This is a genomic window from Mycobacterium sp. 3-98 (assembly GCF_035918355.1).
Classification (GTDB): domain Bacteria; phylum Actinomycetota; class Actinomycetes; order Mycobacteriales; family Mycobacteriaceae; genus Mycobacterium; species Mycobacterium intracellulare.
This window is the reverse complement of sequence record NZ_CP142360.1, coordinates 2,903,915-2,924,282: the sequence shown is the minus strand read 5'-3', so window position 1 is coordinate 2,924,282 and position 20,368 is coordinate 2,903,915. Positions and strand designations below refer to the sequence as shown.

General features: G+C 68.9%; 19 protein-coding genes and 1 pseudogene. 11 read left to right on the top strand and 9 right to left on the bottom strand.

Annotation, left to right across the window (positions count from 1 at the left end):
• Positions 1–19: 19 nt before the first annotated feature.
• Positions 20–2,266 carry a molybdopterin-dependent oxidoreductase gene (locus tag QGN30_RS13900; protein ID WP_009954240.1) on the bottom strand — a complete coding sequence of 749 codons (2,247 nt, stop codon included), beginning with the start codon at positions 2,264–2,266 and terminating at the stop codon, positions 20–22.
• Positions 2,267–2,357: 91 nt separating this feature from the next.
• Positions 2,358–2,591 (bottom strand): microaggregate-binding protein 1, encoded by a 234-nt coding sequence (mbp1, locus tag QGN30_RS13895; RefSeq protein ID WP_009954239.1) that lies wholly within the window; start codon positions 2,589–2,591, stop codon positions 2,358–2,360.
• Between the two features lie 270 nt (positions 2,592–2,861).
• Between mbp1 and QGN30_RS13890 the strand changes: the two genes are divergently transcribed.
• The 3 genes and pseudogenes from QGN30_RS13890 (at position 2,862) to QGN30_RS13880 (ending at position 5,841) form a co-directional block, all read left to right on the top strand.
• On the top strand, positions 2,862–3,308 hold the full coding sequence (locus QGN30_RS13890) for a nuclear transport factor 2 family protein (RefSeq protein ID WP_009954238.1): 447 nt from the start codon (positions 2,862–2,864) through the stop codon (positions 3,306–3,308).
• 183 nt (positions 3,309–3,491) lie between these two features.
• A complete protein-coding gene (locus QGN30_RS13885; RefSeq protein WP_326564872.1) occupies positions 3,492–4,892 on the top strand; it encodes a WS/DGAT/MGAT family O-acyltransferase in 1,401 nt (466 codons plus the stop codon).
• Positions 4,893–4,954: 62 nt separating this feature from the next.
• Positions 4,955–5,841, top strand: a pseudogene (locus QGN30_RS13880) (alpha/beta fold hydrolase).
• Between the two features lie 13 nt (positions 5,842–5,854).
• Here QGN30_RS13880 and QGN30_RS13875 read toward each other — a convergent pair.
• Genes QGN30_RS13875 through QGN30_RS13855 form a run of 5 tightly spaced genes read right to left on the bottom strand, consistent with a single transcriptional unit; the run spans position 5,855 to position 10,448 of the window.
• The gene (locus tag QGN30_RS13875) at positions 5,855–6,364 is read right to left on the bottom strand and encodes a nuclear transport factor 2 family protein (protein ID WP_009957240.1); all 510 of its coding nucleotides are present in this window, start codon (positions 6,362–6,364) and stop codon (positions 5,855–5,857) included.
• Positions 6,365–6,394: 30 nt separating this feature from the next.
• Complete coding sequence (locus tag QGN30_RS13870) at positions 6,395–7,186, bottom strand: SDR family NAD(P)-dependent oxidoreductase (protein WP_014380248.1); 792 nt, start codon at positions 7,184–7,186, stop codon at positions 6,395–6,397.
• Between the two features lie 9 nt (positions 7,187–7,195).
• Entirely contained in the window at positions 7,196–8,041 is an 846-nt protein-coding gene (locus QGN30_RS13865; protein WP_014380249.1) for a mycofactocin-coupled SDR family oxidoreductase, read from the bottom strand.
• Complete coding sequence (locus tag QGN30_RS13860; RefSeq protein ID WP_014380250.1) at positions 8,038–8,841, bottom strand: mycofactocin-coupled SDR family oxidoreductase; 804 nt, start codon at positions 8,839–8,841, stop codon at positions 8,038–8,040. Before QGN30_RS13860 ends, QGN30_RS13865 begins: the two co-directional genes overlap by 4 nt.
• Positions 8,838–10,448, bottom strand: a complete 1,611-nt coding sequence (locus tag QGN30_RS13855) for a flavin-containing monooxygenase (RefSeq protein ID WP_014380251.1) — start codon at positions 10,446–10,448, stop codon at positions 8,838–8,840. The genes QGN30_RS13860 and QGN30_RS13855 overlap by 4 nt, the downstream gene beginning before the upstream one ends.
• 130 nt (positions 10,449–10,578) lie before the next feature.
• On the opposite strand from QGN30_RS13855, the gene QGN30_RS13850 reads away from it, so the two are divergent.
• The 8 genes from QGN30_RS13850 to QGN30_RS13815 all read left to right on the top strand — a co-directional run bounded on the left by QGN30_RS13850 (position 10,579) and on the right by QGN30_RS13815 (position 17,462).
• The gene (locus QGN30_RS13850) at positions 10,579–10,857 is read left to right on the top strand and encodes a 2Fe-2S iron-sulfur cluster-binding protein (RefSeq protein ID WP_009957247.1); all 279 of its coding nucleotides are present in this window, start codon (positions 10,579–10,581) and stop codon (positions 10,855–10,857) included.
• A 90-nt stretch (positions 10,858–10,947) separates the two neighbouring features.
• Positions 10,948–12,132, top strand: a complete 1,185-nt coding sequence (locus QGN30_RS13845) for an acyl-CoA dehydrogenase family protein (RefSeq protein ID WP_009957249.1) — start codon at positions 10,948–10,950, stop codon at positions 12,130–12,132.
• Between the two features lie 9 nt (positions 12,133–12,141).
• Positions 12,142–13,050: a biphenyl-2,3-diol 1,2-dioxygenase gene (bphC, locus tag QGN30_RS13840; protein ID WP_008257238.1), complete on the top strand. Its 909-nt coding sequence runs from the start codon at positions 12,142–12,144 to the stop codon at positions 13,048–13,050.
• Positions 13,014–14,522 (top strand): FAD-dependent oxidoreductase, encoded by a 1,509-nt coding sequence (locus QGN30_RS13835; protein ID WP_009957251.1) that lies wholly within the window; start codon positions 13,014–13,016, stop codon positions 14,520–14,522. The genes bphC and QGN30_RS13835 overlap by 37 nt, the downstream gene beginning before the upstream one ends.
• Positions 14,523–14,680: 158 nt before the next feature.
• Positions 14,681–15,517 (top strand): IclR family transcriptional regulator, encoded by an 837-nt coding sequence (locus tag QGN30_RS13830; protein ID WP_014384847.1) that lies wholly within the window; start codon positions 14,681–14,683, stop codon positions 15,515–15,517.
• On the top strand, positions 15,514–16,437 hold the full coding sequence (locus tag QGN30_RS13825; protein WP_248923114.1) for an alpha/beta hydrolase: 924 nt from the start codon (positions 15,514–15,516) through the stop codon (positions 16,435–16,437). Before QGN30_RS13830 ends, QGN30_RS13825 begins: the two co-directional genes overlap by 4 nt.
• A gap of 58 nt (positions 16,438–16,495) precedes the next feature.
• A complete protein-coding gene (locus QGN30_RS13820; RefSeq protein WP_009957256.1) occupies positions 16,496–16,843 on the top strand; it encodes a hypothetical protein in 348 nt (115 codons plus the stop codon).
• Positions 16,836–17,462: a Dabb family protein gene (locus tag QGN30_RS13815; RefSeq protein ID WP_248923115.1), complete on the top strand. Its 627-nt coding sequence runs from the start codon at positions 16,836–16,838 to the stop codon at positions 17,460–17,462. Before QGN30_RS13820 ends, QGN30_RS13815 begins: the two co-directional genes overlap by 8 nt.
• Here QGN30_RS13815 and QGN30_RS13810 read toward each other — a convergent pair.
• Together QGN30_RS13810 and QGN30_RS13805 are read right to left on the bottom strand one after the other, a co-directional pair.
• Positions 17,459–18,346, bottom strand: coding sequence for an SDR family NAD(P)-dependent oxidoreductase (locus QGN30_RS13810; RefSeq protein WP_248923116.1), 888 nt, complete (start codon positions 18,344–18,346; stop codon positions 17,459–17,461). The two genes, QGN30_RS13815 and QGN30_RS13810, sit on opposite strands and share 4 nt — an antisense overlap.
• Positions 18,343–20,280 (bottom strand): flavin-containing monooxygenase, encoded by a 1,938-nt coding sequence (locus tag QGN30_RS13805; RefSeq protein ID WP_014380258.1) that lies wholly within the window; start codon positions 20,278–20,280, stop codon positions 18,343–18,345. The genes QGN30_RS13810 and QGN30_RS13805 overlap by 4 nt, the downstream gene beginning before the upstream one ends.
• Positions 20,281–20,368: the final 88 nt, after the last annotated feature.

The following is a 20,368-nucleotide window of genomic DNA, read 5'->3' as shown; positions in this document are numbered from 1 at the left end:
TGGTAAACCGCCGGCTTCCTCAAAGCGCTTGCGCGGGACGGAATCTGGCTTGATCGTCGATGATCGTCACCGGGATGCCGTTGAGCACCCCGTTGCCGGACGGCTGGTCGACGAATGTCGGCGGGGACAGCACGTTGGTGTTCGCGCCCGGTGAGCCGTTGGCCACCGTCATGCGGGTGCCCGGCTTGCCGTGTCCCCAGCCGTGGGGCATCGAGACCACGCCCGGCTTGATGGCGTCGGTGATCTCCACGGGCACCCTGATCTCGCCGGCCTCCGATTTCACCGTCACGATGTCGTTGTCGGCGATGCCGCACCGGGCCGCATCGTCGGGGTGGATCAGCAACGTGCACCGGTCCTTTCCCTTCATCAGCGCGGGCACGTTGTGCAGCCAGGTGTTGTTCGAGCGCAGGTGTCGGCGGCTCACCAGAACCAGCGGTTCGGCGGGGCGTTCCATGCGCGCGGCCAGCCGGGGCAGGTCGTCGAGCAGGTACTGCGGTGCGAGCCGGATCTTCTTGTCGGGGGTGCCGAGGATGTCGGGGAGTTGGGGGACCATGGGCCCGAAGTCGATTCCGTTCGGGTTGGCCTTGAGCGTGTCCAGCGTGAGCCCGCCCGGATTCTTGCCGTACTGGTCGCCGAAGGGCCCGGTGCGCAGGGTGAGGTCGAGCATGCGCTCCGGCCCGCCGTGCTCGTAGAGCTTGCGGATCTCCGCGCCGTCGAGCCCGCGGGTGAAGGCCAGGTAATCGAAGAAGCCGTCGTCGATCGCCGCAACGTCGACGTCCTCGGCGGGCGTGCCGGTACACAGTCCGGTCAGCCGGATCAGGATCTCCCATTCGTGCGGGCGATCGCCCGGATCGAACACGGGCGCCGAGTAGTTCGCGATGCTGTGAATCGCGAAGAGCAGGATCAGATCGTCGTGATGCGGCTGCTCCAGCGGCGAGAGTCCGGGCAGGATCACATCAGCGTGCCGTGTGGTCTCGTTGAGCCAAAGGTCAACGGAGATCATCGCCTCCAGCATCGGCAGCACTTCGTCGAGCTTGTCGCCGCCGGGGGTGGACAGCACCGGGTTGCCCGCGACCGTGATGAGCGCCTTGAGTTGGCCGTCGCCCGGGGTGGCGATCTCTTCGGCCATGCAGGACACCGGCGCCTGGCCGAGAACTTCCTTGGCGCCGCGCACGCGGGTGTGCCAGCGGCCGAATTCCGGTGCGCCGCCCTCCAATCCGGGCAGGGGCTGCGTGGTGATCGACCAGGCGGCCGGCCTGGGGAACATGGCGCCGCCGGGGGTGTCGAAATGACCGGTCAGGATGTTGACCACGTCGACGAGCCAGCTGGCGAGGCTGCCGAATTCCTGGTTGCACAACCCGATTCGTCCGTAGACCACCGATTTGTCGGTGCCGGCGAGTTCGCGGGCCAACCGGCGGATCCGGTCTTCGCCGATGCCGGTGACGGCGCCGACACGTTCCGGTGGCCAGTCCGCGACGGCCCGCCGCAGCGTGTCCAGCCCATCGAGGTGGCCGGCGAGGTGCGGAGCGGGACGGGCGAGGTCTTCGGCGAAGAGGGTGTGCGCGACCGCCAGCAACAGCGCCGCGTCGGTCCCGGGCACGATGGGAAGCCACTCGTCGGCGCGCGCGGCGGTCGGGGTGCGCACCGGGTCGATCACGATGACCTTGCCGCGCTTGCGGATCGCGTCGATCAGGCCCATCACGTTGGGCGCTGCCAGCAGTGAGCCCTGCGATGCGGCGGGATTGGCGCCCATGATGACCAGCAGGTCCGTGCGTTCGATGTCGGGCACCGGGAAGTTCCACCAGAGTCCGTACATCAGGTGCGAGGACAGGTTCTTCGGCCATTGGTCGACCGTGCCCGGCGAGTAGGTGATCGGCATCCCGGACATGCCCATCAACACGCCCGCGTAGCGGGCCAGCGAGAACGAGTGCGCCAGCGGGTTACCGGTGTAGGCGGTCACCGCGCCGATTCCGTATTCGTCGATCACCGGCGCCAGCAACTCGGTGCAGCGCCGGAACGCCGCGTCCCAGCTGACCTCCTGCCACTGACCGTCGACCTTGATCATCGGCTCGCGGATGCGGTCCGGGTCGTCGTGCAGGGCGGCCAGCGATGTGCCCTTGGGGCACAGGTGCCCGCGGCTCCAGACGTCGTCGCGGTTGCCCCTGATGCCGGTGACACGGCCGTCATCGACCTGAATTTCCAAGCCGCACATGGCTTCACACAACGGGCAGGTGCGCAGGTGCCTGCCGTCTTCGCCGGGTTTCATCCACCCACTGTATTGCGCTACCGCCCGTAGCGGAAGTGGTGACAGCGGCGGTAGCCCGGACACCACGTGACCGGGCCACCGCCGGCTGTCGCTACTGTTCGGCCTTCTGGCGAGCTTCGTTGATATCGGCGGCCTTTCGGGCGCTTTCGGCCTCGGCCTCCTTCTGGGCGGCCTCGCGCTGCGCATCGGCCTTGTCCTGTTGGGCCTGGCCTTCGCGCATCAGGTCGTCGCGTCCGGCGACCGCCCCGGCGACTTCCTTCACCTTGCCCTTGACGCCCTCGACGACGCCTTCGACGGCTTCCTCGGGACCGCTCTTGTCCGACATACGTACTCCCCTCCTTGTCGTGCGTCTTGCTCAGCGCTTATTGCCCAGCCGGTCGGTTCCCAAAACATTCGACGGGAGTCGCCTTCGCCACAGCGCCGACGCGTCGGGCGGTCGCCGCGCAAGGACCGCCGGCCGTTGCATCTAATTCCCCTGCGGTTCAGGGTGTTTGACAATGCCCGGCCGAGACGACGCCGGAATGTCCCGGCCGTATCGGTTACGCTGAGGCCCGATATCGCTGCACCCCGGTCAGCGGCGGGAGGAACCATAGCAGTGGAAACGTGGGAACTGGTGGCCCGTGAGCAGATCCGCGACACCTTGGCGCGCTACAACTGGTCCGGCGACGCGGGCGCGCTCGACGGCCTCGCGGAGACGTTCTGTCCGAACGGCGTGCTCGAAATCCGCGGGTTCGACCCGCTGCGCGGGCGATCGGCGATCGCGGAATTCCTGGGCGGCGTCACCGGAAAGGTCGCCGTCGACGCCGATGTCACTGGCGGCGTCAAACCGATTGTGCGCCATAACGTCGCGAACGTGTTGTTCACCGAAGTGACACCTGGCGAGGCGCGCGTCAAGTCGTACTTCACCGTCGTCACCCACATTGGGCTCGACCATTGCGGCCGCTACCGGGACGTCCTGGTGCCCGAGGGTGGCACCTGGCTGATCAAGCACCGCCGGGTGTCCACCGACTGGGCAGCGCCCGACTCGGCGATGGCCCGCTAGCCCTCGCAGAACGCGGTCCCGATCCGCGTCCGGCCCAATGTTTGCCGGAAGCCCCCCAGTGGCTATAGAAAGACCGTCACACAACAAATCGCGGTCGCCCCGATCGTGGATCCCCCACGAGCGTTGGGATGACCGATGGTCATGTGACCAGCGGTCAGAGCCGCACACAAGAGACGAGCGAGTATGCAGCGACTCAGTGGGCTAGACGCGTTCTTTCTGTACCTCGAATTACCGACACAGCCGCTGAACGTTTGCTGCGTCCTGGAGCTCGACCCCGCGACCATGCCCGGCGGCTACGATTTCGCGCGCTTTCGTGAGGCGCTCGCGGAGCGGGTGGACGCCGTCCCGGAATTCCGTCTCAAGCTGGCCGATAACCAACTGAACTTCGACCATCCGGTCTGGGTGGACGACGACCGGTTCGATCTGGGACGCCACCTGCACCGGGTCGCGCTGCCCTCGCCGGGCGGGCGCGAAGAACTGGCGGAAATCTGCGGCCACGTCGCCGGCCTGGCGCTCGATCGCGATCGTCCGCTGTGGGAAATGTGGGTGATCGAAGGGCTGCGTGGCGGGGACGCGCTGTCCGTCGTCCTCAAGGCCCACCACGCGGTGGTCGACGGTGTGGGCGGAGCCAACCTGCTCGCGCAACTGTGCGGCCCCACCCCCGACTGCCCGCCGCCGCCGCCGGAACCGGCCGCCCGCGCCGGCGCGGCGAACCCATTGCAGATCGCCGCCGGCGGTCTGATCGGGGCGGCGTTGCGACCGTGGCGCCTGGCGCGGGTGGTGCCTGCCACGGCACTGACGCTGGCGCAAACGGTCCTGCGCGCCCGCGCCGGCGGCCACACGATGGCGGCCCCGTTCGCGGCGCCGCCCACGGCGTTCAACGGCCGCTTCACCCGACGCCGCAACATCGCCCTGGCGAGCGTGGACCTCGAGGACGTCAAAACCGTGAAACAGCGGTTCGGGGTGACCGTCAACGACGTGGTGACGGCGATGTGCGCGGGGGCGCTGCGGCAGTACCTTCTGGACCGCGACGCCCTGCCGGATATTCCGATGGTCGCCAGCGTGCCGGTGTCCGTGCGCGGCAAGTCATCTCGACCGGGCCGCAATCAGATGACCTGGATGCTGTGCCGGCTCGAAACCCACATCGCCGACCCCGCCGAACGCCTCACCCGCATCGCCGGCGGGAACGCCGCGGCCAAGGACCACGCCGCCGCGATGGGACCGACACTGCTGCAGGACTGGACGCAGGTGGCCGGGCAGACCATGTTCGGCGCCGCGATGAAGCTGCTGCCCCGCATACCGCTGCCCGAGAAGCCGCCGCACAACCTGGTGATGTCGAACGTGGCCGGGCCGCGAGACCAGCTCTACTTCTTGGGTTGCCGGCTCGACGCGATGTACCCGCTCGGTCCGATCATCGCCGGCGCCGGGCTCAACATCACCGTGATGTCGCTGGGCCGCCGTCTCGGCGTCGGCATCATTTCCTGCCCCGACCTCGTGGCCGACCTCTGGGACCTGGCCGACGCCTTCCCCGTCGCCCTCAAAGAGCTGATGAATTCGAGCGCGCCGGTCCGCGGCCGAACCTGACCGCCGCCCGTTCAGCGGAACCCCATCCCCCCTCGGCGCCGCGGCATGGCAGGGTGACACCCGTGGCAGACACTCCTCGACAGCCTCTCGCAGAGCAAGACCTGCGCGAAATCAGCACGGAAAACGGCGCTTTGCGCTACTACGACACTGGGGACAGCGGGGCCCCCGATTCCGCACCGGTGCTGTTGTTCCTGCACGGGTCCGGGCCCGGGGTCACCGGGTGGCGCAACTTCCGCGGCGTGCTGCCCGCCTTCGCCGAGCGATTCCGCTGCCTGATCCTGGAATTCCCCGGGTTCGGGGTCAGCGACGACTTCGGCGGACACCCGATGGTCACCGCGTTCGGCACCGTCGCGCCCTTGCTGGACGCGCTCGGCGTCGCCAAGGTGCACATCGTGGGCAACTCGATGGGGGCGGTGTGGGCATCAACTTCGCCACCCACAATCCCGAACGCGTCGGTCGGCTGGTGACCATCGGCGGGATCGGCACCAACATCTTCAGCCCCAGCCCCAGCGAAGGCATCCGGCTGCTGCAGGAATTCGTCGAGGACCCGACGCGCCAGCGCCTGGTCGACTGGCTCAAGTCGATGGTCTACGACCAGGGGTTGGTCACCGAGCAGCTGATCGAGGAGCGCTGGCAGCTGGCCACCGACCCCGACACCCTGGCCGCGGCGCGGCGCATGTACGGCAAGGCGGCGTTCGCCGGGATGAACGCCGCGCTGGCCGCCTCCGACCGGCCGCTGCCGTGGGCGACCATGCACAAGCTCACCGCGCCCACCCTGCTGACCTGGGGACGCGACGACCGGGTCAGCCCGCCAGACATGGCCCTGATCCCGATGCGCACCATTCCCAACGCGGAGCTGCACATCTTCCCGAACTCGGGGCACTGGGCGATGATCGAGGCCAAGGAGGCCTTCGAAAGCACTGTGCTGACGTTCCTTTCGCGCGGCTAGCGCGAGACCGTCCTCAATCCACGTCTCCCCCGGCGCCCAATGTCGGTGCCGGTGCACCCGCCAGGCCCGCGGTGAGCAAGGCGTGGGCCCCGGGATTGCCATCGAGGACACGGCTCGTACGCTTGGTGATCCGCCAACGGTTCTCGATGCGCCGCAACTCGAAATGGTTTGCCGTGCAGCGCCATACGCGGTAACTCTCGCCGTCGCGCACGAGAACCAGCGATTCGCTGACCGCCACCGCCGAATCTCCCGCGACCGTCACGACCGCCGGTCCGACGAAGTGGCAGCAACCACCACCCACCAGCTTCTGATGGGAGGCCGAGCTGACCATGGCGCGCACGTCGGCCCGGCTGTGCATCTGCCAACCCTCGACGTCGTAGCCGCCATCGGTCGCCCAGAGCCGCGCCGCGGCGTCGGCGTCCCCCGCGTCCACCGCCGGACCGTAGGACGCGATCAATCGGGCGATATCGCGTTCGTCCTCGAGTCGGCACAGCCGTGTCAACAGTTCGTCGGCGTCGATCACCGCTGATCTCCTTCCAGTTTCAGGAGCGCATCATTTCTGGCCCAGGAGTTCCTGCACGGCTCTGTGCGCGCCCAACACGATCGCGGCGCGGTCCGGGCCGCTGCCCCGGTGCACCGCGGCCGCGTTGCCGCCAGCGATGAACACCGGGCCGTTGGCCAGGTTCTCCAACCCCTCGCGGGCCACGTCGGCCGGTTCGGACACCGACAGCCCCGGCACGTCGAAGTTCAGGCCGGCCCGGGCCATGGCCGGCGTGCGGGTCACGCCCAGCACCAGTTCCAGCACATCGACGCCGTGCTCGCGCAGCTCCAGCCACAGGCTCTCGGCGAAGAGGCGGCTGAAGGCCTTCACGCCGGTGTAGACCGATTGGCGCATCGAACCGTGGGTCGCCGCCATCGAGCCGACCACCAAAATGCCGCCCCGGCCGCGGGACCGCATCGGCCGCGCAAAGTGCTGCACGAGTTGCAGCATCCGCGTCACGTTGAGGTCGATCACCCGGCCGAACTCGCTGAGCTCGGCGTCCAAAAACGGCTTGCTGCAGGTGTTGGCGCCGGCGTTGTAGATCAACAGGCCGACCTCGATGTCCGCGGTCTGCGCGGTGATTCGCGCGACCGCGTCGGGGTCCAGCAGGTCTATGGCCAACGTGCGCACCTGTGCGCCGAAATCGCGGCACTGCCGCGCCGTGTCCTCCAGCGGTCCCGGCTTGCGAGCGATCAGCACCAGATCGAACCCGTCACCGGCCAATTGCTCTGCGAACTCGGCGCCCACCCCTTCCGAGCCGCCGGCGATCACCGCCCACGGCCCGTACTTCGCGATGTCGGTCACGGATCCTCCTTATTTCTGGGTGGCGCCCGCGTCGACGGGCAAGGTGATCGCGGTGATGTAGCGCGCCTCGTCGGAGGCGAGGAACAGCGCGGCGTTGGCCACGTCGAGGGGGTCGATCCACGGCACCGCGAGCATGTTCATCGAACGCGCGGCGTCGGCGAATTCGGCGCGCGTCGGCGGGCGGTCCAGGTCCGGGCGAAAGGCGCTGCTGACGACGTCGTTCTGGATCATCGGCGTGTCGACGTTGGTCGGGTTGACGCAGTTGACCCGGACATGGTGCGGCGCAAGCTCGTTGGCCAACGAGCGCATCAAGCCGACCACGCCGTGTTTGGCGGCCGTGTAGTGCGCGACCCCGACCAGGCCGCGCAGCCCGGCGATCGAGCTCGTCAGGATGACCGATCCGGCGCCGCGCGCGATGAGGTGGGGCGCGCCGGCGCGGCAGGTGTGCCAGACCCCGGTGAGGTTGACGTCCAGCATGGTGCGCCAGGCGTTTTCGTCCAGCTCGACCGCCATGCCGCGCGACGTGATTCCCGCGGTCGCGCACACCACGTCCAGTCCGCCGAACCGCGCGGCGCCTCGGTCGGTAGCGGCCCGCATGCCGGCGAGGTCGCGGACGTCGACGATCTCGGGGTGCACCCGCCCGCCGGCCTCGCGGATCAGCGATGCGGTGGTGTCGAGGTCGTCCGGCGTGCTGTGCGGGACGAGCACCGTGTCGATCGGGCCGCACACGTCGAGCGCCACGATGTCGGCGCCCTCCTGGGCGAAGCGCACCGCCTGCGCGCGACCGATCCCCCGCGCCGCGCCGGTGATCAGGGCGACCTTGCCGTCGAGTCGCCCACCGCGCGCCGCCCTCATGTCGTCTTCTGGGTCAGGCCGGCGTCGACGACGAGCTGGGTGCCGGTGATGTAGCGGGCCTCATCCGAGGCCAGGAACAGCACGGCGTTGGCGATGTCGACGGGCTCGACCCACGGCACCGGAAGCAGGTTGCGGGCCCGCAGCACCTCGGCGGCGTCGGCCTCCGTCGGGTTTTCCAGGTCCGGTCGCAGCCGCCGAAAGGTGGCCTCGTTGAGCACCATTGGGGTCGCGACGGGGCCTGGGTGCACGGTGTTGACCCGGATGCCGCGGGGCCCGAGCTCGTTGGCCAGCGTGCGGGCCAGTCCCACCACCGCGTGCTTGCTGGCGGTGTAGTGGGCGGTGTTGGGCAGGCCGCGAAGGCCGCTGGTGGAGCTGATGATGACGACGGAGCCGCCGTCACCACCGATATGCGGCACCCCGGCCCTGACGGTGTGCCAGACGCCGGTGAGGTTGATGTCCAGTGTGCGCTGCCACACCAGTGGGTCCAGTTCCCACGACGGCGCGCCCGGCAGGTGGACGCCGGCGTTGGCGACGATGGTGTCGAGGCGGCCCAGCTCGGCGGCGCCGGCATCGATGGCGGCGGTGACGGCCCCGAGGTCGGTGACGTCGGCCAGCCCGGTCACGCAGCGCCGACCGCGATCGGCGACTTTCTCTGCGGTGTCGGCCAACTCGTCGGCCACGGCCGGGGCGTCGAGCGCGATCACGTCGGCGCCCTCGTCGGCGAACCGCTGGCAATGCACCCGGCCGGTTCCCTTGGCGGCGCCGGTGACGACGACGACCGTGTCCCGTAGACCCGTCATCGTTCGATGAGATCGAAGCCGCGGTAGCCGGCGTCGGCGACCTCGGCGCAGATGTCGTTATAGGTCGCGAAGCCCCCGACGAACAGCATGAAACCCCGGGGCTTTCCCGGCACGTTCGCGCCCATGTACCACGAGTTCGCCTTGGTGAACAACGTCGTCTCGGCCCGACGGGCGCATTCGGCGCCCCAGCCGTCCACGCTGTCGACGCCTGCTTCGATCGCGGCGTAACCGTGCTCGTCGAGGAACGCGATGGCGTCGGCGATCCAGTTCACCTGGGCTTCGGCGTGCAGCACCATGTTCGCCAGCACGGCGGGCGCTCCCGGGCCCGAGATCAGGAACAGGTTGGGGAAGCCGTCGACGCCCAGCCCCAAATAGGTGCGGGGTCCGTGCGCCCAGTCGTCGCGCAGGGCGGTGCCGCGGCGCCCGACGATATCGATCCGGCCCAGCGCACCGGTCATCGCGTCGAAACCCGTTGCCAGCACGATCATGTCGACGTCGTAGTGGGCGTCGGTCGTGTTGATGCCGGTGGCGTCGACGGATTCGATGGGGGTGACGCGGACGCTGATCAGCGACACGTTCGGGCGGTTGAAGGTCTGAAAATAGTTGCTGTCGGTGCAGATTCGCTTGGTGCCGATGGGGTGGTCGTTGGGGATCAGGAGGTCGGCGACGGCCGGATCGTCGATGACGGCCCGGACCTTCTCCTCGTAGAATCGGCGGGCCTCTTCGTTGGCCTCCAGATCGGTCATCTGGTCCGGGAAGGTCTTCGAGAACAGCACACCGCCGAGCTGCCAACGCTTTTCGAACGCCGCTCGGCGCTCCTCGGGCGTGAACTGCATGGTGGGCTTCGGCGCGGTGATGTGGGGTGAGCCGCCGCCGCTGCGCCACGACAGCGCGCGTCGCTGGGCATATTCCGCCTTGATTTCGTCGAGCTCTTCGGCCGACAGCGGCCTGTTGCCCGCCGGCACGCTGTAGTTGGGTGTGCGCTGAAAGACGTAGAGGTGTGCGGCCCGCTCGGCGATGATCGGAATCGATTGAATGCCGGAGGATCCGGTGCCGATCACAGCCACCCGCTTGCCCGTGAAGTCGACGGGATCCTGCGGCCAGTGCGCGGTGTGGTAGACCTCGCCCGCGAAGGTGTCCAGGCCGTCGAAGTCCGGGGTCAGCGCAGCCGACAACGGACCGGTAGCCATGAGACAGAACCGCGCCGAGATTGTCTGCCCGGCATCGGTGGTGACCGTCCAGCGCAACGTCGTCTCGTCGAGCGCCGCCGACACCACCCGGGTGCGCAGCGCGATGTCGCGGCGCAGGTCGAGTTTGTCGGCGACCCAATTCAGGTACGCCAGGATCTCGGCCTGGGTGGCGTAGCGTTCGGTCCAGGTCCATTCCTGCTGCAGTTCGTCGGAGAACGAGTAGCAGTAGTCGACGCTCTCGACGTCGCAGCGCGCGCCGGGATACCGGTTGTAGTACCAGGTCCCGCCGATCTCGGGCGCGGCTTCCAGGACTCGCACCGAAAGCCCCTGGCCGCGCAGCTTGTGCAGGGCGTACAGGCCGGCGAACCCCGCGCCGACCACGACCACATCGAGAGTCTGTTCGCCGGGATCGTTCACAACCAGTCACGGTAAGGCCTGCGGGATCGCGCACCGCTCCACCTCCCGGTCACCGGACGCCGGGGGCGCATTTTCCCGGCCACCGGGCAGCTGGGTTCGCCCTGCCGTCTGGATCGCTCACGATCGGCGGATGCCGCAAGTCGCGCGCGTCGACGTCGAGCTGGACGGTCGACGCCATCATTTGTGCTGGCCCCACGGGCAGACGCTGGTCGAGACATTGCTCGAGGCGGGTATCGCCGTGCCCCACTCGTGCCGGGAGGGCCGCTGCGGCTCGTGCGTGGCGACCGTGGTCGCGGGCGAGGTCGACATGGTTCCGTGCGAAGTGTTGGACGCCGACGATCTCGAGGAGGGCCTGATTCTGGCCTGCCAGGCGCGGCCCGCGGGCACCGATGTTCATGTCGAATTTTGACCGCGTTGTGTCCGCTCATCGGGATTTACTTTGGGACGGGTCGGGACTGCGGTAGACCATTACTAAGCACCCACACGTAAGGACAACGATATGAGCGACCGGGTACTGGACCGGGTAGTGGCCATGGCCGATCAGCTGCGCGAACAGGCCGCGGAGGCCGAGCAACTCGGCCGGCTCACCGACGACACCGTCAAGCTGATGAAGGGCGCCGGGCTGATCCGGCTGTTGCAGACCAAGCAGTATCAGGGCTTCGAGGTCCACCCCCGCGAGTTCGCCGAGACGACGATGGCCACAGCGGCGCTCGATCCCGCGGCGGGCTGGATCGTCGGCGTGGTGGGCGTGCACCCCTACCAGCTCGCCTACGCCGACCCGAAGGTGGCCGCCGAGATCTGGGCCGACGACGTCGACACCTGGATGGCGTCGCCCTACGCGCCGCAGGGCGTGGCCAAACCGGTCGACGGCGGCTACCTGTTCAACGGGCGCTGGCAGTTCAGTTCGGGCACCGACCATTGCGACTGGATCATCCTGGGCGCCATGCTCGGCGACGACAAGGGCATCCCGTTGATGCCGCCGCAAATGCTGCACATGATCCTGCCGCGCAAGGACTACGAGATCGTCGAGGACTCGTGGAATGTGGTGGGGCTGCGCGGAACCGGCTCCAAGGACGTCATCGTCAAAGACGCGTTCGTCCCGACCTACCGGACCATGGACGCGGCGAAGGTGATGGACGGCACCGCCCAGCGCGAGGCCGGCATGACCGAGCCGCTGTACCTGATGCCGTGGTCGACGATGTTCCCGCTCGGCATTTCGGCGGCCACCATCGGCATCGCCGAGGGGGCGCTGGCCGCGCACCTCGATTACCAGCGCGGCCGGGTGGGCGCCACCGGGACCGCGATCAAGGACGACCCCTACGTGATGCACGCGATCGGCGAGGCTGCCGCCGACATCAACGCCGCCCGCCAGGAGCTGCTGGCCAACGCCGACCGCATCTACGACATGGTCGCCGCGGGCAAGGAGGTGTCGTTCGCCGACCGCGCGGCCGGGCGCCGCACGCAGGTTCGCGCGGTGTGGCGCGCGGTCTCCGCCGTCGACGAGATCTTCGCCCGCTCCGGCGGCAACGCGGCCCGGATGGACAAACCGCTGCAACGGTATTGGCGTGACGTGCACGTCGGCCAGATGCACGCCATCCATGTGCCGGGCACCACGTACCACGCGGCGGCGCTGAGTTCGATCGGCATCGACCCGCCCGAAGGCCCGCTGCGGGCCTTGATCTGAGGGGTTTCAATGTCTGACCTGAAAAGCCTTGGCTACATCACGGTTTCGACCTCAGATATCGAGCGTTGGCGCCATTTCGCGTTCGGTGTGCTGGGATTCGCCGAAGGGAAAGGACCCGACGAGTCCGCGCTGTACTTGCGGATGGACGAACGCGCGGCCCGGATCATCGTCGTCCCCGGCGAGGTTGACCGGGTGATCACGGTCGGCTGGGAAGTGCGTGACCACCAGGCGCTGCAACGGGTCAAGGCCGCCCTGGACGGCGCCGGTGTCGGTTTCAAGGAATTGTCCGTCCAGGAGGCCGACGCCCGCCGCGTCGAAGAGGTGATCACCTTCGAGGATCCGGCCGGCACCACGCTGGAGGTGTTCCACAGCGCGGTGCTCGACCACAGCCCGGTGATCACCCCGTTCGGCGCGAAGTTCGTGACGGGCGACCAGGGTCTGGGCCACGTCGTCGTGCCGGCGACCGATTTCAACGGCGTCGTCGACTTCTACACCGAGGTGCTCGGTTTCCGGTCTCGTGGCGCGTTCCGGGTGCCGCTGCCCGCCGAGTTCGGACCGATCCGGGTGCGGTTCCTCGGCATCAACGCGCGCCATCACAGCCTGGCGATCTGCCCCGCCGCCCAGCAGCGCGACCCCGGGCTGGTGCACGTCATGGTGGAGGTGGACACCCTCGACGCCGTCGGCCAGGCGCTCGACCGCGTCAACGCCGATGGCTTCACCGTCGCGTCCACGCTGGGCCGGCACACCAACGACAAGATGGTGTCCTTCTACGTCCGCGCGCCCGGCGACTGGGACATCGAATTCGGCACCGACGGGATGCGGGTCGACGAAACGTATTACACCGCAGAGGAAATCACCGCCGACAGCTATTGGGGCCACGAGTGGATTCCGGAACCACCCGCGGCCATGCGCATGTGATCGCCGAATCTGACGTGACGCCGGTGGCGGCGTCGTCGATCACGTCGTGGGACGCCGAGGCCGACGTCGTCATCGCCGGCTATGGGATCGCGGGCGCCGCGGCGGCGGTGGAGGCCGCCCGGTCCGGCGCCGACGTCCTGGTGCTCGAGCGCACCGGATCCTGGGGCGGCGCGGCATCGATGGCGGGCGGATTCATCTACCTCGGGGGCGGCACGCCGCTGCAAAAGGCCTGCGGCTTCAGCGATTCGGTCGACAACATGGCGGCGTTCCTCAACGTCGCGATGGGCCCCGGCGCCGACGAGGCCAGGATCGCCGACTATTGCGCCGGCAGCGTCGCCCACTTCGACTGGCTGGTGGGCTGCGGCGTCCCGTTCAAGGCGGAGTTCTTCTCCGAGCCGGGCTGGGAGCCCATGGGCGACCAGGGGTTGATGTACAGCGGCGGCGAAAACTCCTATCCGTTCAACACGATCGCCTCCCCCGCCCCGCGCGGGCACGTCCCGCAGATGCAGAACAAGAAGCAGGGCGAAGCGAGCGCGGGCTACATGCTGATGAAGCCCCTCGTCGAAACGGCCACCGCCGCCGGGGCGCGGGCCCTCTACGACGTGCGGGTGCAGCGGCTGATCACCGAATCCGACGGCCGGGTGGTGGGCATCTGCGCCCGCCAGTACGGCAACGACATGACGATCCGGGCGCGCCGCGGGGTCGTGCTCGCCACCGGCAGTTTCGCCTACAACGACGCGATGGTGGCGCGCTACGCGCCGCGCATCGCGGGGCGGCCGGCCGCGTCGATCGAGCAGCACGACGGGCAGGCGATCCGGATGGCGCAGGCGCTGGGCGCCGACCTGGCGCACATGGACGCCACCGAGGTCGCGATCTTCGTCGACCCCCAGCAGCTGGTGCGCGGCATCCTGGTCAACGCGCGCGGTCAGCGCTACGTCGCCGAGGACACCTATCCGGGGCGGATCGGCCAGCTCACGCTGTACCAGCAGGACAACGTCGCGTACCTGATCATCGACGGCGACGCGCAGGAGGCGGCGGAGGCCTCGTGGTCGCCGAAGCTGATGCTGCGCCCGGCGACCTGGGTGGCCGACACCGTCGCGGACCTGGAGCGCGACATGGGCCTGCCGCCCGGTTCGCTGCAGGCCACCGTGGCCGCCTACAACGAGGGCGCCGCGCGCGGCGAGGATCCGCTGCTGCACAAGAAGTCCGAGTGGATCAAGCCGATCGGATCGCCGGTCGGCGCGATTGACCTGCGGGAAAGCACCGGCGGCTTCACCCTGGGCGGGCTGGCGACCACGCTGGACGCCGAGGTGCTGCACGTCAGCGGCGCGCCCATACCCGGGCTATTCGCCGCCGGCCGGTGCACCGCCGGCCTGGCCGCGTGGGGCTACGCCAGCGGCGTCTCGCTCGGTGACGGCAGCTTCTACGGCCGCCGCGCCGGGCGCTCGGCGAGTCTTTTTCCGCGGGCGTAACGCCACGGTGGGATATCCCGCCGAAATTTCACCCCTGCGTTACGAGCGTGCGAGGGGCGCCTCCCGCTCGCGGGTTCTTTCGGCGCGCCATGTGACAGCGGCCACACCGCTGTGGTAGAACTATATTCCTAATAGGAATATGCCAGCCAGGAGGATGAATGGCCGCGCCCGCCGAAACCCCCACCGCCGTCATCGACCGCATCTCGCTGGTCCTGGACGCCTTCGACGGCCCCGGACGCCTCACGCTGGCCCAGATCGTGCGGCGTACCGGCCTGCCGCGCTCGTCGGCGCACCGGATGCTCGAGCGGCTGGTTCAACTGCGCTGGCTGCGTCGCAGCGGTCGTGACTACGAGCTCGGCATGCGGCTGGTGGAGCTGGGTTCGCTTGCCGTGCACCAGGATCGGTTGGTGCGGGCGGCGGGCCCACTGCTGGGTGAATTGCACCGCGCCACCGGGCTTGTCGTGCACCTCGCGGTGCTCGACGGAGCCGACGTCGTCTACCTCGACAAGGTCGGCGACCGCATGGTCGGTGCGATCCCCACCCGGGTCGGCGGCCGTCAGCCCGCGCACTGCACCGCGGTCGGCAAGGCGATCCTGGCTTATCGCGACGAAGAGACCGACATCGACCTGGGCGCCCGCCTGACCAAATACTCGATCTCCAGCGCTCCGCAACTGGCGACGGAACTGGCCAAGGTCAGGGCCCACGGCGTCGCCTACGAGCGCGAAGAATCCCTGCTCGGGTTTGGCTGCGTCGCGGCCCCGATCGGGAGTCCCGGTGAGGCCGTGGCAGCCGTGTCGGTGTGCGGTCCGCTGAATCGCATGGCGCTCGACCAGCGCCTCGCCGCCCCGGTGCGAATGACCGCGATGGGCGTGTGGCGCAACGTGGAAGGCGGCCCGCAACGAGTCGCCCCGACTCTGCAGCCGCTGCGGCCGCTGCTTTCCCTGCGCTCACAACACCCCGCCCCCGCGCGACAACCCGCCCTGCAGTACGCGTGAGCCTCGACCCGCAGATCGCGGCGATCCTCGAGCAATTGGACAGTGGGTTCCCCCCGGTTCAGGAGATGAGCGGCGCGCAGGCTCGAGCCCTCATCCGGTCCAGATTGATGCCGCCGGCGCGGCCCGAACCCATCGCCGAGGCCGCCGATCGCTCCATCGACGGTCGGGACGGCCCGATACCCGTCCGCGTGTACCGTCCCGACGCGGCCGGACCGCTGCCGATCGTGGTCTATGCACACGGCGGCGGGTTCGTCTTCTGTGACCTGGACAGCCACGACGGGCTGTGCCGCAATCTCGCCAATCTCGTTCCCGCCGTGGTTGTTTCGGTCGGCTATCGGTTGGCCCCGGAGAATCCCTGGCCGGCGGCGGCCGAGGACGTGTACGCGGTGACGCGCTGGGCGTACGACAACGCCGGGTCGCTCGGGGCCGATCCAGGCCGTCTGGTCGTGGGCGGCGACAGCGCCGGCGGCAACCTGGCCGCGGTGACCGCGATCATGGCTCGCGACCGCGGGGGCCCGGCGCCGGCGGCCCAACTGCTGCTCTACCCGGTGATCGCGGCCGACTTCGACACCGAGTCCTACCGGCTGTTCGGCCAGGGCTTCTACAACCCCAAACCGGCGCTGCAGTGGTACTGGGACTGCTACGTGCCCTCGCACGACGACCGCGCCCACCCCTACGCCACACCGCTGAACGCCGACCTGCGCGGGCTCCCGCCCGCGGTGGTGGTGGTCGCCGGCCACGATCCCCTGCGCGACGAGGGACTGGTCTACGGCGCCGCCCTGACAGCGGCCGGCGTGCCGACACGGCAATTGTGTTACGACGGCGGCATTCACGGGTTCATGACGATGCCGACGCTCGACATCGCGCACCGGGCGCGCAAAGAGGCGACCGCCGCCCTCGCCGAGCTATTGCAGCGGTAGGTTCCCGGTGGCTGGGAGCCGACGACGCCGCGTCCCCGGCGTGCCATACGGTCGGCTCATGGCCGAAGGCGAAGTCTTCGTGATCGACAGGGTGGTGACACGACCCGGGTGTGCCCGCCGATTCGTCGACGCCTACCTCGCCGAATACGCGCCCGGCGCACGCGCCCGCGGGATGACGCTGCGCGACATCCTCGTGAGCCCACCGATCTGGTTCGACGATGACAGCAACGTCATCACCGCGACCTGGACGCTGCCCAGCGCGCAGGCATGGTGGGAGATGACCTGGAAAGGCCGACCGGATCCGGCGTTGGGCGAATGGTGGTCGCGGATCGGCGAATTGGTCACCGAGCGGTCCCGCTCCTTTGCCGCGGCCGCCGACGACGTCGACGGGCTGTGCGATGTATAACCTCACGCGGCTGATCGACGTCGCCGACGCCGATCGCGACCGGATCCTCGACGAGCTGCGCACGACCGCCCGCGCGGCGGCGCCGCTGCGCGGGGTGGTGCAGCCGACGCTGCCCGGCTCGCGCAACGGGGGCGACATCCTGCTGCACCTGCGGTTCGCCACCGCGGACCAATGTGCCCGCGCGACAGAGGATCTCGCTGCCGTGCTGGCCGATCCGGCGTTGGATCGGGTCAACGGCGCGAGCTATGCGGGTTCGCCCGTGCGCTGCGGCGAGGCGGCCGGCACGGTCTACCGGACGCTGTTGGTGCGCGTGCAGCCGGGCACACCCGAGCCCACCCTCGCCCGGTTCGAGCGCGAGCTGTCGTCGATGCCGCGGTACCTACCGACGATCCGGGCCTGGCAGCTGAGCCGGGTGTCCGCGCCGGTCGGAACCTGCTCGTGGACACACGTATTCGAGCAGGAGTTCGCCGACGTCGAGGCGCTGATGGGGCCCTACCTGATGCACCCCGTCCACTGGGCGGTGGTGGACCGCTGGTTCGACCCGGAAACCACCGACGTGATCATCCGCGACCGGGTATGCCACAGCTTCTGCGCCATCCCCGACCCGGTGCTGAGCTAGACGCCCGCGGGCAGGATGCCCGGATTGGCGGTCGCCGGCGGCTGTAACGGGGGCAGCACTTCGGTACCGTCCAGGCTGTGCACCGGCAGTTGCTGCGACCACGGGTAGTGCAGGCTGAAGGCGACCAAGCCGGTGCGCTCCGCGGCGGGCAGATGGCACATCGCCAGCACGGTCTCGGCCAGATACTCCACCGGTTCGGTGGGGAACGAATCCGGGATCAGTTGCGCGGCACCGGGCGTGCGTACCGCGGTCGACGGGCCGACGCAGTTCACCGCGATGTTGGCGTCCAGCAGCTCGGCGGCCACGCCCTGGGTGAACCGGTGCAGCGCAGCTTTCAGGGACGCGTAGACCACGTCGCCGGAGGTCTTGTTGTATTCGCGGTACGGCCGAACCGGGGCCACGCCGGTGACCGAACCGATGTTGACAATCCAGCCCGCCCCTTGGCCACGCATATGCGGCACGGCCGATTTCGTCAGCGCGAACGGGATGCGCAGGTAGTGTTCCACGGTGCGGTCGAACGTCTCCAGGCTCATGTCCTCGACCAACGCGTAGTCGGCGAAACCGGCGTTGTTGACCAGGATGTCGATGCGTCCGGTTCGGTCCAGGACCGCGTCGACCAAACCGTCGCGCTGCTGCGCATCCTCCAGGTCGCTCGCAATGCCGAACGCCGAGCCGCCGTCGGCCTCGATCAGTTCCACCGTTTCCCCGATGGTGCCGGGCAGAGCGGTAATCGTTCCGGCCCGCGTCGACAACGAAGGCGTGTGCGATCGTGCGGTGACTGCGACCGTGGCGCCCTCGGCCGCCAGCCGCCGCGCGATGGCGCGGCCGATGCCTCGGCTGCTTCCGGTGACCAAAGCGGTTTTGCCCGAGAGTAATCGGCTCATCGAAGTTCGAGATCCTCCTCGGCCGGGGCGCGGTGATCGCGCCAGAAGTCGACCAGGCGGTACGGGAAGGCGATGACGATCCGGTCGCCGGAACGGTAGTAGGTGTGGGCCGACGGCGTGTGGCGCCATACGGTGCCGGTCATGGTCGCATCGAGGCGGGCGACGTAGTCCTCGTAGGCGCGCTGCGTCACCTCCAAGGTGGTGGCCTTGCGCAGCGCCATCAACTGCAGGCATTCCATCACGTAGTGCACCATCACTTCGACACCGAAGTTGTGCCCCGCGCCGTGACCCGGACTGTAGTTTGGGGCCGAGGAGATGAACAGGTTCGGGAATCCCGGCACCATCCCGCCGCGGTAGGCCCGCGGCGAGTCGCCCCATTCCTCGGCCAACTTCTTGCCGTCGCGACCCCGAATATCCACCGTGGAAAGGAAATCCAGGTAATAGCCGGTCGCGTAGACGATGACGTCGAGGTCGATCTGCCTGCCGTCGGCGGTCACGATGCCGGCCTCGTTGACCCGCGCGGGCTCACTGGCCTCGACGTCCACGTGCTCGCGGGCCAGCGCCGCGTAATAGCCGCCGGGATCGCGGATGATCCGCTTGCCGTAGGGCGCAAAGTCGGGCGTGACCTTGCGGGCGAGCTCGCTGCCCGCACCGAACACGCGATCGATGTAATCGAGGCAGATCTGCAACAGCACGTCGTTGGCCGGCGAGATCGACAGATGCTCGGCCGCCCACTGCTCGTCATGCAGGATCACCGGATAGTTGTTGTCCGATGTCCCCCAATATGACTTGAGCCGAATCCAATTGGCGTAGTAGGGCAACCGGGTGCCCAGCCACCGCCGATAGGCGGGCACATCGTCGGACGGCCGGCGCCGCGGCGCGACCCAGTGCGGCTGGCGTTGAAACACCGTCATGTGCGCGACCTGGTCCACGCACGCGTCGACGATCTGGACCGCGGTGCACCCGGCACCGATGATCGCGACCCTCTTCCCCGTGAGATCCAGGTTCGGATCCCACCGCGCGGAATGGAGAGAAATTCCGGAAAACGTCTCGCGGCCCGGGAGTTCCGGCCACCGCGGCCGGTTGAGGTACCCGGCGGCCGGGATCACCGCGTTCGCGTAACTGACGTCGCGGGTTCCGTCCGGCCCGACCGCGTGGATCTGCCACTGCCGGCGGCCCTCGTCCCACCACAACGCTTTCACCTCGGTACCGAACCGGGTGTTCCTGCGGAGGTCGTTCTTGTTCGCCACCGACACCAGGTAGGCCTGATACTCGGCACCCTGCGGGTAATAACTCGACCAGTCGCCGTTGATGTCTCGCGAGAGCGAGTAGTAGGCCGAGGGCGTGTCCACCCCGATGCCGGGATAGGTGGTGGTGTACCAGGTGCCGCCGACCTCGTCGTTGCGCTCGATGATTTGATAGTCGATACCGGCGTCCGCGCACGCGAGCGCGGCGGTGATGCCGGCGATGCCCGCGCCGATGATGACCACCCGGAAGTCAGCGGGAAGCTTTGCGGTGCGCGGCAGTACCGGTTGTGAGGGCTGGAAACCACCCTGTTCGAGGAGCAGTCCGAGGTACTCGGGGTCGATCGTTCCGCCGAGCGCGATGGGGGCGACGCGGGCGAACAGGTCGAGGTCGTCGGCCGGCACCGCGTCCGCCCGGCGCGGCTCCCGCAGCGCCGTGACGATCTCGTCGATGAGCTGCGCGGCCGTTTCCGGATCGGTGACGCCCGCCTGCTCCGGCGGGTCGGGCACATGGGTGATTTTCGGTGCGAACCGCTCGGCGACGGTCGGGTCCCCGGTCAGCTGCGCCAGCACGGCGACCAGAACGCCAGGATCGGCCTGGCGCAGGTTGGCGCGCAGTTCGTCGACGCCGTCGTGATCCGGACCCGTCCACCCGGCGCTTTCGGTCGTGAAAGGGACACCAGTGCTCATGCCGATGAGTATCGGCGCGGTCCACCGCGCGTGGCGGCCCCCTGCCTACTCAGCGGGACACGGATGGCCCGCTCGCGGGCGACGGCGC